Raw genomic sequence first — 14,599 nt, 5'->3', positions numbered from 1 at the left:
CGTGCCCGTCCCCACACATGCTCCCGCATGCGCGATCAGGCTCGACACCCCGGTCGCCCTCCCCTGCCCGAGGGGAAAGCCTGCCGGGTGAATGGTTACTGCAAGGTTACCGCAACCGCAGGGGAACCTTCCAGTCCCTGCCGATCAAATCCCGGATAGCGCTGCCTGACGATTCTGGCGTTTTGGCGGCAAACCGCCAGCCAGGCGTTCCCTAAAGGGTGCGGCCGATGCCGATGAACTTGTCCCGGCGCGCCGCGCGCACCTCGGCCGGATCTATTCCGTCGAACCGGGCAAGCGCCGTCTCGATCACGCCGCCGGCGCGGTCCACCACGATTTCACGCGCGCGATGGGCGCCGCCGAGCGGCTCCTCGACGATCTCGTCGATCACCTTGAACTGCAGCAGGTCCTGCGCCGTGATCTTCATGTTCGTCGCCGCGTCCTGCGCCCGCGCTCCGTCGCGCCACAGGATGGTCGCCGCCGCCTCGGGCGACGCAACGGAATAGATCGCGTGCTCCAGCATGGCCACATGGTTGGCCGTCGCGATGGCGATGGCACCACCCGAACCGCCCTCGCCGATGATGAGCGCGATGTTCGGCGTGCCCAGGGCCATGCAGGCGTCTGTCGAGCGCGCGATGGCTTCCGCCTGGCCGCGCTCCTCGGCACCGATGCCCGGATAGGCGCCCGCCGTGTCGACGAAGGAGATCACGGGCAGCCCGAAGCGCTCGGCCATGTCCATGATGCGCACCGCCTTGCGGTAGCCTTCCGGACGGGCCATGCCGAAATTGTGTTTGAGGCGGGACTGGGTGTCGTTGCCCTTCTCCTGGCCGAGAATGGCAACCGAGCGACCGCGAAAGCGGCCAATGCCGGCGATCACCGCAGCGTCCTCGCCGTAGTTGCGATCACCCGCGAGCGGCGTGAAGTCCTCGATCAGCCCCTTGACGTAATCGATGGCATGAGGCCGGTCCGGATGGCGCGCGACCAAGGTCTTCTGCCAGGGCGTGAGCCTGGCGTAGATTTCCTTGAGGGTCTGGTCGGCCTTCGCCTCGAGGCGCTCGATTTCCTCGTTGACCTGGACTTCCTCGCCGGAAGCCGCCACGGCGCGCAATTCATGGACCTTGCCCTGAAGATCGGCGACGGGCTTTTCAAACTCGAGGAAACTGTGCATCTGGGATCGGATCCGGGCGCTCTGGCTTCATTGTCCTGACGGGCGAAACGGCAACACGCCATGCCTGCCGCATCGCGGCGCGACACTGGCGAGGCCGGCACGTCCTGTCAAGCCGTCGGGGGAGACCTCAGCGCGCGGCCTGGTCCCGCCCCCCGTTGATATCGAGCTTGCGCGGCTCCACGACAAGGGTGCCGTTCTTGGTTCCCATCTCGACGCGGTAGGGAACGTAAACTCCGCCCGACCCAAGCGGGGCAAGCCAGGCTTCCATCTTGCGGTTCTTGGCCATGTACTTGACCGAGGCGACCGAAGGGCGGTGACCGGCGACCGGGATCCAGCGCGCGGAACACACGATCACCTTGCCGTCGTAGCCACGACCCTTCACATCGCGCATCTCCTTGTAGGAGAGCTGGATGTCGAACCGGGTCCAGCCGTCGAAGATCGGGATCTTGCGCTTGCACACGCTCTTGTCCTGGCCGCCCTTGCCCGGAACCGGCATCAGAATCGCGCTGAGGGGGTCAACCACATTGCGGCGGTGCTTCTTGGTGACCTTGATCCGCTCGGCGTTCGGCTTGAAGTGCGGCATGACCCGCATGGAGCGCACCCGCCCGGATCCCTGCTCGAGATCGACGAAGAAGTCGCGGTCCGCCGCCTTGGAGGCCATCTTGTAGCGCGAGGGCAGGACCGACCGTCCGGAAAGCCAGCCGGAGGCCTCCGCCCCGCCCTTGCCGGAGGAGAACAGCGTGCCGATGCCTGCCGGCTCCATGCCGACCTTCGCGGAATAGGCATTGCCCTGAACCACGAGCGACAGCGAGCCGCGCGCGATGGTCAGCCCCGAAACGGAAATATCGTAGACACCGCCCAGACGGTTGGTCTCGGCACTCGCGGCCGGCGCGACGGCCCCCACGGCGGCGACCCCGGCGAGCGCCAGGACAAGGGAGCGCGAGCGCATGCCCGGCGCGCCAGCGGCGCCTGCGAGTACCTGCTTGAACGGGTTGACCAGCTTGAACATCGGACCCTCTCGAAAGGCCGTGACCGCGAAGCGGCCGGACTCTTCAACACGCTTCCGGCCGCCGCGCGTGTGCACCCTGCGCCCCGCCGCGCCCGAACGGCAAAAGCCTTCTGGAGCGCGTCGGCGGACAGACCGGAACATCCGGGATTGTCCGATGTCACGGTAACCGCATGGTTAACGGACTGCAAATGAGGATCCTGGAATGATCGACCGGCACACCACATACACGCCCGCCCCGCATTTCCGGCGATCTTGTCTTGACGGGAACGGACAGGTTCCTTATAGCAAGCCGACTTTTCATCCAGAGCCGCGCGTCTTTCGCCGGACCGGACCCCGGGGTCCGCGGAGTGGAGTTCCTGTTTCAGCGGGAATTTTCTCCGCCGCTCCCAAACCGACCGGAGCGCAGTGACGCGGGTCCGGACGTTACGACAAGCGATCGGCAACGATCAGACGCAGACGAACAGACAAAGAAGGTGTTCCATGGCCCGCCGTTGCGAACTGACCGGCAAGGACGTGATGACCGGAAACAACGTCAGCCACGCCAACAACAAGTCCCGTCGCCGGTTCCTGCCGAACCTGTGCAACGTTTCGCTCATCTCCGACGCCCTCGGCGCGACGTACAAGCTGCGCATCTCCGCGCATGCCCTGCGTTCGGTCGAGCATCGCGGCGGTCTCGACGCCTTCCTGCTGAAGGCTTCCGAGAGCGATCTGTCGCCGAAGGCCCGCATCCTGCGGACCGAGATCAAGCGCCGCCTCGCCGAGGCCGCCTGATCCGGCATCTGTCGGGGCCGTCCCGTACGGCCTCGCGGGATCCTGTTCGAAAGCACTACGCTGGAGGCGCCCCAAAGCGCCTCCTTTTGGCGTTTTCAGGGCGTGATCGCCACTGAGATATTCGCGCGAAACCGCGCACTGACGGAGCTGGAAGTCCATGTCCGAGACACTTGCATCCGCCTTCACCGCGCGTCGCGCGCTGATCGCCGTCGCAGCAATGGCCGCCGTGGTCGTGGCCTCCAACATTCTGGTCCAGTATCCGGTCGAGGGTACGCTCGGCGCGCTGCAGCTCGCCGACCTTCTGACCTGGGGCGCCTTCACCTATCCGGCCGCCTTCCTCGTCACCGACCTGACCAATCGCCGTTTCGGCCCGGCCGCCGCGCGCAAGGTGGTCTACGTCGGCTTCGCGCTCGCCGTGATCCTGTCGATCTGGCTTGCCACGCCGCGCATCGCCGTCGCCTCGGGAACCGCCTTCCTCGTGGCCCAGCTTCTCGACGTGTCGATCTTCAACCGCCTGCGCCGCCTGTCCTGGTGGAAGGCGCCCGTCGCGTCGTCGCTGATCTCCTCGGTGCTCGACACGCTTCTCTTCTTCACCATCGCCTTTGCCATCGCGCTGACTCCCCTGCTCGGTTTCGGCGACGATTTCGCGACCGGGTCGGCCCCCTTCCTCGGCGTCTTCGCGCTTGAGGTTCCGCGCTGGATTTCCTGGGCCGCGGGCGATCTCACGGTGAAGCTTCTGGTCGCCACCCTCCTGCTCCTGCCCTACCGGCTGATGCTGGCATGGTTCGCCACGCTTCCCGCCGAGCCCAGGGGCGCCTGAGGCAAAGGACCTCCGACGGACGCGGATCCGCGACAACAATTCCGATCACACAAAAGGCCGACCCCAAGGGGCCGGCCTTTTTCGTATCGGGCACAGGATTTCTCCGCGCGACGCGGCGGCGCCACCGCTTTCACATGGCGGGCACGGAAAGGCCGCGCCGCCGGCAGGCCGCTGTCACCGTGTTGGCCAGAAGGCAGGCGATCGTCATCGGACCGACGCCTCCCGGCACCGGCGTGATGGCGCCGGCCACCTGCACCGCCTCGTCGAAGGCGACATCACCGACGAGCTTCGTCTTGCCCTCGCCCTTTTCCGGCGCGGGAACCCGGTTGATGCCGACGTCGATGACCGTGGCGCCCGGCTTGATCCAGTCGCCCTTCACCATCTCCGCGCGCCCGACGGCGGCGACCAGAAGGTCGGCGCGCCGGCACAGATCCGCAACGTCGCGCGAACGCGAATGCGCCATGGTGACGGTGCAGTTCTCGTTCTGCAGCAACAGCGCCACGGGCTTGCCGACCAGGATGGAGCGGCCGAGCACCACCGCCTCCAGCCCGGAGAGGTCGGGCCCGAGCGCCTCCTTGGCGAGCAGCACGCAGCCCTGCGGCGTACAGGCAACGAGACCGGTGCGGCCCAGCACGATGCGGCCTGCGTTTTGCGGGTGCAGACCGTCGACATCCTTGGCCGGATCGATGGCGAGAACCACCGCATCGGTGTCGATATGCGCGGGCAGCGGCATCTGGACCAGAATTCCGTCGACGCCATTGTCCGCGTTCAGCTTTCCGACCAGGTCGAGAAGCTCTTCCTGCGTCGTCTCGGCCGGCAGCCGGTGTTCGATGGAGCGCATGCCGCACTCCTCGGTCTGGCGAACCTTGTTGGAGACATAGACCTTGCTCGCCGGGTCTTCTCCGACAAGCACCACGGCAAGGCCGGGCTTCAGTCCGTGGTCCGCGCGCAGCGTCGCCACGGCGCTGCTCACGTCGTTTCGCAGCCGGGCCGCCCGGGCCTTGCCGTCAATGAGGGATGCGGTCATGGAACCTCCGAAGGATGGTCGTGTCGAACGCCGTGGCGCAAAAACCGACCTGCCGGCCCGCCACACAGTGGGGACCCTAGCCGATCGTGCCGGCCTGTTCGGCAAGCCGAGCGACAAGACGTTGCCGCTCCGCGTCATCCGCGGCCTCGAGACGAAACTGCTTGAGCCTCGCGGTGGCGCCGGACGTCAGGCGCACCGCTCGCTTGGCGAGCCCGAGTTCCCGCGCGAGCAATTCCGCGACGGCCGTGTTGGCCGCCCCCTTGTCGGGCACGGCCCGCACCCGGACCTTGAGGACGGCGCGGCCGTCGGCAAGCACCGCCAGACCGTCGATCCCGTCGCGCGCGGCGTTCGGCGTCGCCCGGACAGCGAGCCGCACTCCGTCGGCAACGCTTTCCCATGGCAGCGGATCGCCCACCTGGAACCTCAGAACACGTAGGGGTAGATGTAGTAGGCGATCAGGCGCTGCAGGAGGAAAATCCCGAGCAGGAGCACGATCGGCGACAGGTCCAGTCCACCCATGGCGGGAATGACCCGGCGGATCGGCCGCAGAAGCGGCTCGGTCAGATTGTAGAGCACCTGGCCGATCATCGACACGAACTGGTTGCGTGGATTGACCACGTTGAAGGCATAGAGCCATGAAAAGATCGCGCTGGCGATGATGACCCAGGTGTAGAGATTCAGGATCACGAAGACGACGTCGAGAATGGCGCGCATGAGGCGAAGGGCTCCGGCTCGGACGTGAATGGTCCGACCTGATGTAGCCGGGTGACCGCCCCGCCGCAAGACCGCAGGCACACGCTCATCACTCTCGTCCAGAACAAGGTTGATGGCAGGCGGCACCCGCACCGGAGGTCCCACCCTTGCGCGGGCGAACAGGGCATCTGCGCTCGGGGATCGCACCGGCTCGCCCGGCGTCCACAGCCGCGCCGTGCGAGAGGCCTTGACAGTCCCCCCGCCTCTCCCCTAAAAGCCGCTCACGCTCAAGGAGCGGGGCCGTAGCTCAGATGGGAGAGCGCTGCAATCGCACTGCAGAGGTCAGGGGTTCGATTCCCCTCGGCTCCACCAATTTTCCCTTCATCCAGAAAAATTCTTTTATATCAAACGACTAAGACGTATGGCCCACAGCCTGCGCACCCATGTTCGTACCCGCCTTGCGTACCCATGGCATACGAACGAGACGCACGCGCCTGCGCACGACAACGGGCAGGATTGCCAGCGCCCCGGAAAGCCCTTACGACTTCTGGTCGTTCTGTTTTTCGGTTTCCCGCATGGCTTCGACAAACTTCGATCACCTGAAGGACCTCAGCGGCGAGTTGCACCGGCTCGGCGTGCTTGCCGAGCGCTTCTTCTCCGAAGACGCGAACACGTCGCTGCTGAAAAGCAGGCAGTTCTCGGAGTTCATGGTCAAGGAGATCGCGGCGCTCTCTGGCGCGTATGATCCCAATTCCCGCGAGACCACCAACGACCTCCTGCGCAAGCTGGTTACGCAACAGATCATCCCGCGCGAGGTCGCCGATGTGTTCCATGCGCTTCGCCGACGCGGCAACGAGGCCGCCCACGCGTTTGTCGGATCTGCATCGGACGCGCTTTCGGCGCTGAAGTTCTGTCGCACGCTTGGGGTCTGGTATCGGCGCACCTATGGCCGCGACCCGGATTTCAAGCCGGGTCCCTTTGTGCCTCCAGCAAATCCGCATCAGGCCGATCAGCCACTTCGGCACGAGTTGGAGGACCTGCGCCGCCAGGTCCGGGACGCGGAAGGCCGACTGGCGTCCGCACATGCCTCGGCCGAGGAGCTTGCAAAGGCCAGACAGGCGGCCGAGGAACTCGCCCGGCAGGCCCGCGAGGACAGCGCGATCTGGGAAGAGGCCGCGCTCGAGAACGAGGCATCACGGGCCGCGCTGGAGGCACAGCTCCGCGATCTCCAGGCCAGGGCGGAGGCAGAGCCGGAGCAAGTCCGCCTTCAGGTGCGCCAAGCCGCCCGTCACGCCGCCGGCCGGATGGACCTCGACGAGGCCGATACCCGTCTCCTCATCGACGTGCAGCTCACGGACATGGGCTGGGAGGTCGACACCGAAACGCTGCGACACGCGAAGGGCACCCGTCCGGAGAAGGGGCGCAATCTCGCCATCGCCGAATGGCCGACCGACAGCGGGCCTGTCGACTATGCCTTGTTCGTCGGCCTGGTCTGCGTCGGCGTGATCGAGGCCAAGCGTGAAGCCCTTGACGTGCCCGGCGCGCTGGCCCAGTCCGAACGCTATGCGCGGTCGATCCTGCTCGAGCCCGAGAACCAGCCCGGGGACGCTCCCTGGGCGGATGGCCTGGAAGCCCCTTTTCGCGTCCCCTTCGTCTTCGCCACCAACGGCCGCCCTTTCGTGAAACAGTGGCTGACCCGCTCGGGCATCTGGCATCGCGATCTGCGCCGGCCTCAAAACCACGCCCAGGCCCTGCCGCAGTGGTTCGCACCGCGCGACCTCATGGCGAAGCTTGAAACGGACGTCGATGTGGCAGCGCAAGGGCTGGCCGATGAGGCCTTCGGCAAGGGGCGGCTTCGTCCCTATCAGGAGGAAGCCGTCGCCAGCATAGAAGCGGCGCTGGAGGCTGGCAGCCGGGAGATCCTCGTCTCGATGGCGACCGGAACCGGCAAGACCCGCACCAGCATCGCCCTCATGTACCGGCTGCTGAAGCACAAGCGCTTCCGCCGCATCCTCTTTCTCGTCGACCGGACGGCGCTCGGCAAGCAGACCCAGGACGCATTGGAGACGACCGAACTCGAAGGCATGTTGAACTTCGCGCAGATCTACAAGGTCGCCGGGCTCGACCAGCGCCTGCCCGGCCCGGACGATCAGGTACAGGTGGCGACCGTGCAGTCCCTGATCGCCCGCATTCTCAACGAGCCCGACCCGGCCCAGCGCCCCACGCCCGGCATGTATGACTGCATCATCGTCGACGAGGCCCATCGCGGCTACACACTCGACGCGGAACTGCGCGAGGACGACATCGGCTTTCGCAATCTTGCCGACTACCAGTCCGCCTATCGGCAGGTGCTCGACTATTTCGACGCCGTGAAGATCGCACTGACCGCGACGCCGGCGCTGCACACCCGCGAGATCTTCGGCCACCCGGTCTATCGCTACGGCTACCGTCAGGCCGTGGTCGAAGGCTACCTGATCGACCACCTGCCGCCCAAGCGCATCGTCACCGCATTGTCGGAAGCGGGCATCCATTTCAACGGCGGCGAGGAAGTCGAGATCATCGACCCGCGCAACGGTCAGATCGACCTCTTCAGCCTACCCGACGACGTCGCCCTCGACTACGATCTCGCCGCCTTCAACCGGCGGGTCTATCCGGAAGCCTTCAACCGGGTGGTCTGCCAGGCGATCGCCGCCGAGATCCCGCCGGACAGTCCCGGCAAGACGTTGATCTTCGCCGCCCGCGACAGCCATGCCGACGATGTGGTGCGCCTCCTGAAAGAGGCGCTGGCGGATGAATACGGCGCGGCGGTGGTGCCGGAGGCGATGGTGCAGAAGATCACCGGCCGGGTCGACAATGCGCAAGACCTGATCCTGAAGTTCCGCAACGACGGCTACCCGAAATACGTGGTGACGGTCGATCTGCTGACGACGGGTATCGACATTCCCTCCATCTGCAACCTCGTCTTCCTGCGCCGGGTCAGGAGCCGCATCCTCTACGAGCAGATGATCGGCCGGGCGACGCGGCTGTGTCCGGAGATCGGCAAGGAGCAGTTCCGCATCTTCGACGCGGTCGACCTCTACGCCAAGCTGCAGGACATGACCGACATGCGACCGGTCGTGGTGAAGCCGAACATCTCTCTGGCCCAGCTGGTGGCGGATCTGGAAGCCGCTCCAAGCGAGGAGGACCGCGACTGGGTCGCGGGCCAGGTGATCGTGCGCATGCGGTCGCTCGCCGCGCGGATCGACGAGGACACCCGCGAGGCCTTCATTCGCCACACGGGATCGCCGCCCGAACAGGCGATCCAGGATCTCGCCACGCGACCTGGCGCCGAGCTGAAGGCCTGGCTCGACGCCCACCCCCGGGCCGTGGAGCTGCTGGAACGCCCGGCGGAGCGGCACAAGACCGGTCCTGGACGGGGGAACGGCATCGTCATCGCGCCACATGAGGACGAGCTGCTGCGCATCGAGGAGATCTTCGGCGAGGGCACGACGCCGGAGGACTATATCGAGGGCTTCGAGAGCTTCGTGCGGGACAACATGAACACGCTCCCCGCGCTGGTGGCCGTGACCCAGCGCCCGCGCGAACTCACCCGCAAGGAGCTCGCCGAACTCGCCGGCATGCTGGAGGACCGGCACTTTTCCGAGCGCATGCTCCGCGCCGCCTATGGCCGGGCCCGCAACGCCGACATCGCCGCCCACATCATCGGCTTCGTGCGCCAGGCCGCCCTCGGTGATCCGCTCGTGCCCTATGCCGAGCGTGTGGAAGCGGCCATCCGGCGGCTGGAGGCGCAGCGCGACTGGACGCCGAAGCAGAAGGAATGGCTGCGTCGCATCGGCCGGGCGCTCAAGGACAAGCCCGTCGCCGATCCGTCCCTGCTCGACCAGGGCGCCTTCGCCGACAAGGGCGGTTTCCGCCGCATCGCCAGGGAGTTTGACGACAGGCTCGATGACGTGCTGAAGGATCTGAACGAAGCCATCTGGACCACGCCCGCGGCCTGAGCCACTGTGCCGCCGCGATACGACCACCCATCAGGAAAACGCCAAGCCCATGAACGCCAACGCCATCGTCCAGAAGCTCTGGCGCCTTTGCGCGGTCCTGCGAAAGGACGGCATCACCTACCAGCAATATGTCACCGAGCTGACCTACCTGCTGTTCCTCAAGATGATGGCCGAGCGCGACCGCGAGACCGGCAGCCTGCCGAAGGGGCTGCGCTGGGGCGACCTGGTCAAGGCCGACGGCCTCGCCAAGCTGGAGCTTTATCGCCACATGCTGGTGACGTTGGGCGCGACGAGCACGCGGCTCGGGCGCGACGACGCCCTGCTGCTGCCGCCGGCGGACAAGGCGTCCGACGAGGAGCGCAAGCGCTATGCCGATGCCCGCGCCCTGCCGCGCATGGTGCAGGCGATCTTCGACAATGCGGCGACCTTCATCCGCGAGCCGCAGAACCTGACGACGCTGGTCACCGCCATCGACGAGCTGGACTGGTTCTCTGAGGAACGCGACCAGTTCGGCGACCTCTACGAGGGCCTGCTGCAGAAGAACGCGGAAGAGACCAAGCGGGGTGCTGGCCAGTATTTCACCCCGCGCCCGCTGATCGAGCTGCTGGTGCGGCTGATGCAGCCGGCGCCCGGCGAAGTGATCCAGGACCCGGCCGCCGGCACGGGCGGCTTTCTCATCGCCGCCGACCGCTTCATGAAGGCGCGGACGGACGACTACTTTGCATTGCCGGACAGCGGAGCCTGGCAGAAGGCGAACGCCTTCCACGGAATGGAGAACGTCCCGGGCACGCTGCGCCTGCTGCTGATGAACCTTCACCTGCACGGGCTCGACAGCGAGCATGTCGATCTCGGCGACACGCTGTCGGACAAGGGCAAGGGCCTCGGCAAGGCCGACCTGATCCTGACCAACCCGCCCTTCGGGCCGGCGGGCGGGGCGCCGACCCGCGACGATCTCAGCGTGACGGCAAGCGTCTCCTCCTACCAGCTGCCCTTCGTCGAGCATTGCATCCGGGCGCTGAAGCCCGGCGGACGCGCGGCCATCGTCGTGCCCGACAACGTGCTGTTCGAGGACGGGCGTGGGCGCCGGCTGCGCGAGATGCTGATGGACTGGTGCGACCTGCACACGATCCTGCGCCTGCCGACCGGCATCTTCTATGCGCAAGGGGTGAAGACCAACGTCATCTTCCTCACGCGGGGCAAGACCGAGACCGGCAACACCGACGAGGTCTGGATCTACGACCTGCGCGCCCAGATGCCGAAGTTCGGCAAGACCAACCAGCTGACGGAAGCCCACTTCAAGGAGTTCGAGGCGGCCTTCGGCGCAAGCCCGCTCGGCCATGAGCGGGGGCCGGACCAGGGCGAGGAGGGCCGCTGGCGCTGCTTCACCCGCGAGGAGATCGCCGCCCGCGGCGACAATCTCGACATGTCCTGGCTGCGCGAGGCGGAGGACGAGGCCGAGGACGGCCTCACCGAGCCTGACGACATCGCCGCCGCGATCCTCGGCCACCTGCAGGCGGCCATGATCGAGATCGAGGCCCTCAGCGCCGAGCTGGAGGAGACGGCACCCGTCGAGACCCCGGAGGCAGCGGAATGAGCGAGCTGCCGACGGGTTGGGTTGAGGCTCCATTAGAAGACCTGTGCCTATCAGTCAGCGATGGTGACCATCAAGCGCCAGCTAAAGCAGCGTCCGGGATCCCATTTATTACTATTTCCGCTATAGGCAACGGAAAGATAAATCTCGCCGATGTTTCTAGATTCGTACCTGCGGCCTATCAACAGTCTCTCGATCAAAACCGTAAGCCCAAGAAGGGAGACATTCTTCTTTCTGTGACGGGATCAATAGGTCGGGCCGCGATTGTTGACGATCCAAATTTTGTATTTCAGCGTCACATAGCATTGATAAGGTCAAATTGGGTGACGGATAGGAAATACATCTATTATTTTTTACTAAACCCAGATACACAGTATCAACTCAAAGAATCAGCGACCGGAACAGCCCAAAAAACCCTGCCCTTAACGAAGCTGAGGTCAGTGAAAACTCCCCTTCCGCCGCTCACCGAGCAGAAGCGCATTGTCGCCAAGCTGGACGCCTTGGGCGCCCGGTCTTCCCGCGTCCGCAAGGAACTGGAGCGCATCGACGCCCTCGTCGCCCGCTACAAACAGGCGGTGCTCTCCAAGGCGTTTTCGGGGGAGCTGACGAAGGATTGGCGGGAAGATGGCGCTCAATGGCCTCGGCCTGTTCGCCTCGACTCAGTGGCCACATCTTTTTCCTATGGATCGTCGGCGAAGTCGGCAAAGACGGGAGAAATTCCGGTACTGCGAATGGGGAACATCCAATCCGGCAAGCTTGATTGGGCCGATTTGGTATTCACTGACGATGAAGAAGAAATCGCAAAATACGCATTGAGGGTTGGTGATGTTCTCTTTAATCGCACAAACAGTCCCGCGCTCGTGGGAAAAACAGCGATATTTCGTGGCGAGCGGAAAGCAATATATGCTGGGTATCTGATACGTATCCAAGCTGGGCCGAACTTAAATCCTGAGTACCTTAACTATGCGCTAAATAGTCCCGAAGGGCGTGCCTTCTCTTGGCGTGTCAAATCGGATGGCGTTAGCCAGTCCAATATTAGTGCTTCAAAGCTCAAGGGCTTTGAGTTCGCCGTTCCCCCCCTCCCCGAACAGCGCGAAATCGTTCGTCGGATCGAGAGCGCGTTCGACAAGATCGACCGGCTGGCGGGGGAGGCGAAACGGGCGCTGGCGCTGGTCGGGCGGCTGGATGAGGCGGTGCTTGCCAAGGCCTTTCGCGGCGAACTCGTGCCCCAGGCCCCGAACGACGAGCCGGCGAGCGCGCTGCTGGAACGCATCCGGGCGGAACGTGCCGCCACGCCGAAGCCGAAACGTGGTCGAAAGGCCGCGAGGACCGACTGACGCCGGCCGGGAGGGCCGGCATTAGACGCCCAAGGGGAGTTGGCCGCATGGGAGAGGAAACCTTGCGAGGACCCGCATCTGGACCCGGGTCCCTATCCGCCTTCGACCGCGATCCGCCGGATGTCTGGCTCACATCGGCCTGGGGCTTTGATCCGCATCTCTGGGGGTTTCTCGGCTTCACCGAGGAGAGCGACCGCGCCTGGTTCCGCAAGCAAGCCGGGGAAACCCCGATCGTTGCGATTTACGTCTCCGACAATGCGAAGGCACCGGAAGGGCAGCGCGGAAGGCTGGTGGGCATCCTGCGCCTCGGCTCCAGGATCGGCCTCAACAGCGACTTCATGCCGGCAGATCTCCATCACAGCGTCTCGTCAGATCCCGAGAGTGCCGGCCGCTGGACCCATGCCATCGAGACCCTGCAGGCCTGGAAGGTTCTGCCGGGCCACGAGCCACCCATCACCGAGCTTGCCCCGCTGACGCTTGGCCCCTCGACAGGCAAGGGCAACAACCGGCAGACGATTGGCCGGCGAGGGCGGCGCATGGAGCCCGACGAAGCCCGCAAGCTGCTCGATCTGCCCGTGGTCGAGGCGCCCGTCTATCGCGGTCGGCAGACCGAGGACACAGAGCCGGCACCGCTTTCCGTCAAGCTTGCGACCAGCCGCGCGGTTGCCCGGTCGACCAGTCCCTACACGGTCGACGAGGATGACGGCCCGAAGCATCTCTATATCCTGCGGCTCACGGGGCATCTCCCCCATTTCCTCGCCCGCACGGACGCGGAGCTTGACGGTCTCATAGTCGCAAAGGTCGGTTACTCGAAGGCTCCAGACCTGCGCTGTACGGCCTTCAACCGTGCGATGCCGGCCTGCGCCTTTCGCTGGGAGGTTTGGAAGAGCGAGTCCGGCGATCCGCCGCATCCCGACTGGAAAACCGCACAAGCCGGCGAAGACGCGATGAAGCAGCGCCTTGCGGAACTCCAGGCCGAACCATTGGGAGGGGAGTTTTTTCTGGCAACCGAGGCATCCCTGCTCGCCGCCTGGCGGGCCGGGCAGGCGACAGCCAGGGCGGCCGTCGGTCGAGAGTGAGGCGGGAGGAGGGGTCTTCCTGCAGCATACACGCGGCAAAGTCCTGCCTGCCCATTCTCCGAGGACTGATCCCGGAATGTCTGCCGCAAAAATCCGCGCGGTTGATCTGATCACCGGCTCGCGCAGCATCCCCCGGGTGGGGTGGTGAGCAGCTCTGAGAGCCTGTCGCGGGAAACTGGGCGCGGCACCCTGCCTTGGCAGTCGGCGCAGCCTTGGTCGACGACCTCGGTGGCACCGCGCCGCTGATCCCTGCAGGTCAGGCCCGGGGCCCTCGCCTCCGGCAAGCTCCGGCGGGGCGCAAGATGTTGTACGCGGCTGCCGACGTTACCCCTCCGTCTTGTAGTTGCATCATAGACACGAGAGCGGCGTTCGCGTGCCTAATTGGTGGCATCACTGACATAGGGACGGCCTTTCTCCCGTGTCATCGGCCAGCGCCCAGCGATCCTGGCTACATCACCCCAACCCCACACCTGTCCCGCCGATCCCGTCCGTGGCGCCCGTCGCCGCGCTCGAGACCCGTGCGGGCAACCGAGAAGGAACCACATGAACGAACCAACCGACAGCCCACCACCACCCGCCACGTCCGAGGCGCTGGACGATGCCCCTGATTTCGCGGAGGCGGTTGCCGAAGAGGGCAAGCGTCATCCTGACGACAAAGACCGGCCGCCCCTGGACCGCATTCCATTTCCGCCATGCGTGGAAGGCAGCCGCCCTCAAGGCCGGAATAGACGGTCTTCACTTCCACGACCTGCGAGGAACCGCCGTGACCCGGCTCGCCGAAGCCGGCTGCACGCTGCCGGAGATCGCGGCGCTCACCGGTCATTCGCTGCGGTCAGTCAACGCGATCATCGAGAAATATCTGTCCCGGACAAGGCACCTCGCCGACCAGGCAATCAGCCGACTTGAGAACGGACAGAGATCAGATTTTGCAAACACGTTGCAAAATCCGGCCAATCCCGTGAAAGGGAGAAAGTCTAAGTGACTGAAAAGTTTGGTGATCCCGACAGGATTCGAACCTGTGACCCTCAGATTAGGAATCTGATGCTCTATCCTGCTGAGCTACGGGACCATCCGGGCCACCGGCTTTTTGCCGGCGGACGATCATGCGC

Annotated in this window: 12 protein-coding genes and 2 tRNA genes; 8 read left to right on the top strand and 6 right to left on the bottom strand. The window is 65.3% G+C overall.

Going from position 1 to position 14,599, the window contains the following annotated elements; all coding sequences use genetic code 11:
- Nucleotides 1-211 precede the first annotated feature (211 nt).
- Nucleotides 212-1,165: an acetyl-CoA carboxylase carboxyltransferase subunit alpha gene (locus tag ACYX4S_RS19295; RefSeq protein ID WP_476361362.1), complete on the bottom strand. Its 954-nt coding sequence runs from the start codon at nt 1,163-1,165 to the stop codon at nt 212-214.
- Nucleotides 1,166-1,292: 127 nt separating this feature from the next.
- Nucleotides 1,293-2,174, bottom strand: a complete 882-nt coding sequence (locus tag ACYX4S_RS19290; protein ID WP_476361361.1) for a DUF3108 domain-containing protein — start codon at nt 2,172-2,174, stop codon at nt 1,293-1,295.
- Between the two features lie 480 nt (nt 2,175-2,654).
- Here ACYX4S_RS19290 and rpmB point away from each other — a divergent pair, with 480 nt between their 5' ends.
- Nucleotides 2,655-2,945, top strand: a complete 291-nt coding sequence (gene rpmB, locus ACYX4S_RS19285; protein WP_422067403.1) for a 50S ribosomal protein L28 — start codon at nt 2,655-2,657, stop codon at nt 2,943-2,945.
- 157 nt (nt 2,946-3,102) lie between these two features.
- A complete protein-coding gene (locus ACYX4S_RS19280; RefSeq protein WP_476361360.1) occupies nt 3,103-3,765 on the top strand; it encodes a queuosine precursor transporter in 663 nt (220 codons plus the stop codon).
- A 130-nt stretch (nt 3,766-3,895) separates the two neighbouring features.
- Here ACYX4S_RS19280 and folD read toward each other — a convergent pair whose 3' ends face one another.
- From folD to ACYX4S_RS19265, 3 genes are all read right to left on the bottom strand, one after another.
- Nucleotides 3,896-4,792 (bottom strand): bifunctional methylenetetrahydrofolate dehydrogenase/methenyltetrahydrofolate cyclohydrolase FolD, encoded by an 897-nt coding sequence (folD, locus tag ACYX4S_RS19275; RefSeq protein ID WP_476361359.1) that lies wholly within the window; start codon nt 4,790-4,792, stop codon nt 3,896-3,898.
- A gap of 76 nt (nt 4,793-4,868) precedes the next feature.
- On the bottom strand, nt 4,869-5,207 hold the full coding sequence (locus ACYX4S_RS19270; protein WP_476361358.1) for a DUF167 family protein: 339 nt from the start codon (nt 5,205-5,207) through the stop codon (nt 4,869-4,871).
- Nucleotides 5,208-5,215: 8 nt separating this feature from the next.
- Entirely contained in the window at nt 5,216-5,506 is a 291-nt protein-coding gene (locus ACYX4S_RS19265) for a YggT family protein (protein ID WP_293722354.1), read from the bottom strand.
- A gap of 275 nt (nt 5,507-5,781) precedes the next feature.
- Between ACYX4S_RS19265 and ACYX4S_RS19260 the strand changes: the two genes are divergently transcribed.
- From ACYX4S_RS19260 to ACYX4S_RS19235, 6 genes are all read left to right on the top strand, one after another.
- Nucleotides 5,782-5,857: transfer RNA gene (locus ACYX4S_RS19260), tRNA-Ala, on the top strand.
- A gap of 203 nt (nt 5,858-6,060) precedes the next feature.
- A complete protein-coding gene (gene hsdR, locus ACYX4S_RS19255) occupies nt 6,061-9,483 on the top strand; it encodes a type I restriction-modification system endonuclease (protein WP_476361357.1) in 3,423 nt (1,140 codons plus the stop codon).
- A gap of 49 nt (nt 9,484-9,532) precedes the next feature.
- Nucleotides 9,533-11,077: a class I SAM-dependent DNA methyltransferase gene (locus tag ACYX4S_RS19250; protein ID WP_476361356.1), complete on the top strand. Its 1,545-nt coding sequence runs from the start codon at nt 9,533-9,535 to the stop codon at nt 11,075-11,077.
- Entirely contained in the window at nt 11,074-12,411 is a 1,338-nt protein-coding gene (locus ACYX4S_RS19245) for a restriction endonuclease subunit S (protein ID WP_476361355.1), read from the top strand. The genes ACYX4S_RS19250 and ACYX4S_RS19245 overlap by 4 nt, the downstream gene beginning before the upstream one ends.
- Before the next feature lie 47 nt (nt 12,412-12,458).
- Entirely contained in the window at nt 12,459-13,490 is a 1,032-nt protein-coding gene (locus tag ACYX4S_RS19240) for a hypothetical protein (RefSeq protein ID WP_476361354.1), read from the top strand.
- A gap of 598 nt (nt 13,491-14,088) precedes the next feature.
- Nucleotides 14,089-14,472, top strand: coding sequence for a tyrosine-type recombinase/integrase (locus ACYX4S_RS19235; RefSeq protein ID WP_476361353.1), 384 nt, complete (start codon nt 14,089-14,091; stop codon nt 14,470-14,472).
- Between the two features lie 10 nt (nt 14,473-14,482).
- Here the strand turns inward: ACYX4S_RS19235 and ACYX4S_RS19230 are convergent.
- A tRNA-Arg gene (locus ACYX4S_RS19230) sits at nt 14,483-14,559 on the bottom strand.
- Nucleotides 14,560-14,599 lie beyond the last annotated feature (40 nt).

It is taken from the genome of Stappia sp. ABD4_338 (genome assembly GCF_056312175.1).
Note: the sequence above shows the minus strand (reverse complement) of the source record. Positions and strands in the feature narration are given on the sequence as shown.

Excerpts from the sequence above, each read along its gene's own strand:
- ACYX4S_RS19295 (WP_476361362.1), bottom strand. The coding sequence starts at position 1,165 with ATGCACAGTTTCCTCGAGTTTGAAAAGCCCGTCGCCGATCTTCAGGGC.
- ACYX4S_RS19290 (WP_476361361.1), bottom strand. The coding sequence starts at position 2,174 with ATGTTCAAGCTGGTCAACCCGTTCAAGCAGGTACTCGCAGGCGCCGCT.
- rpmB (WP_422067403.1), top strand. The coding sequence starts at position 2,655 with ATGGCCCGCCGTTGCGAACTGACCGGCAAGGACGTGATGACCGGAAAC.
- ACYX4S_RS19280 (WP_476361360.1), top strand. The coding sequence starts at position 3,103 with ATGTCCGAGACACTTGCATCCGCCTTCACCGCGCGTCGCGCGCTGATC.
- folD (WP_476361359.1), bottom strand. The coding sequence starts at position 4,792 with ATGACCGCATCCCTCATTGACGGCAAGGCCCGGGCGGCCCGGCTGCGA.
- ACYX4S_RS19265 (WP_293722354.1), bottom strand. The coding sequence starts at position 5,506 with ATGCGCGCCATTCTCGACGTCGTCTTCGTGATCCTGAATCTCTACACC.
- hsdR (WP_476361357.1), top strand. The coding sequence starts at position 6,061 with ATGGCTTCGACAAACTTCGATCACCTGAAGGACCTCAGCGGCGAGTTG.
- ACYX4S_RS19250 (WP_476361356.1), top strand. The coding sequence starts at position 9,533 with ATGAACGCCAACGCCATCGTCCAGAAGCTCTGGCGCCTTTGCGCGGTC.
- ACYX4S_RS19245 (WP_476361355.1), top strand. The coding sequence starts at position 11,074 with ATGAGCGAGCTGCCGACGGGTTGGGTTGAGGCTCCATTAGAAGACCTG.
- ACYX4S_RS19240 (WP_476361354.1), top strand. The coding sequence starts at position 12,459 with ATGGGAGAGGAAACCTTGCGAGGACCCGCATCTGGACCCGGGTCCCTA.
- ACYX4S_RS19235 (WP_476361353.1), top strand. The coding sequence starts at position 14,089 with ATGCCCCTGATTTCGCGGAGGCGGTTGCCGAAGAGGGCAAGCGTCATC.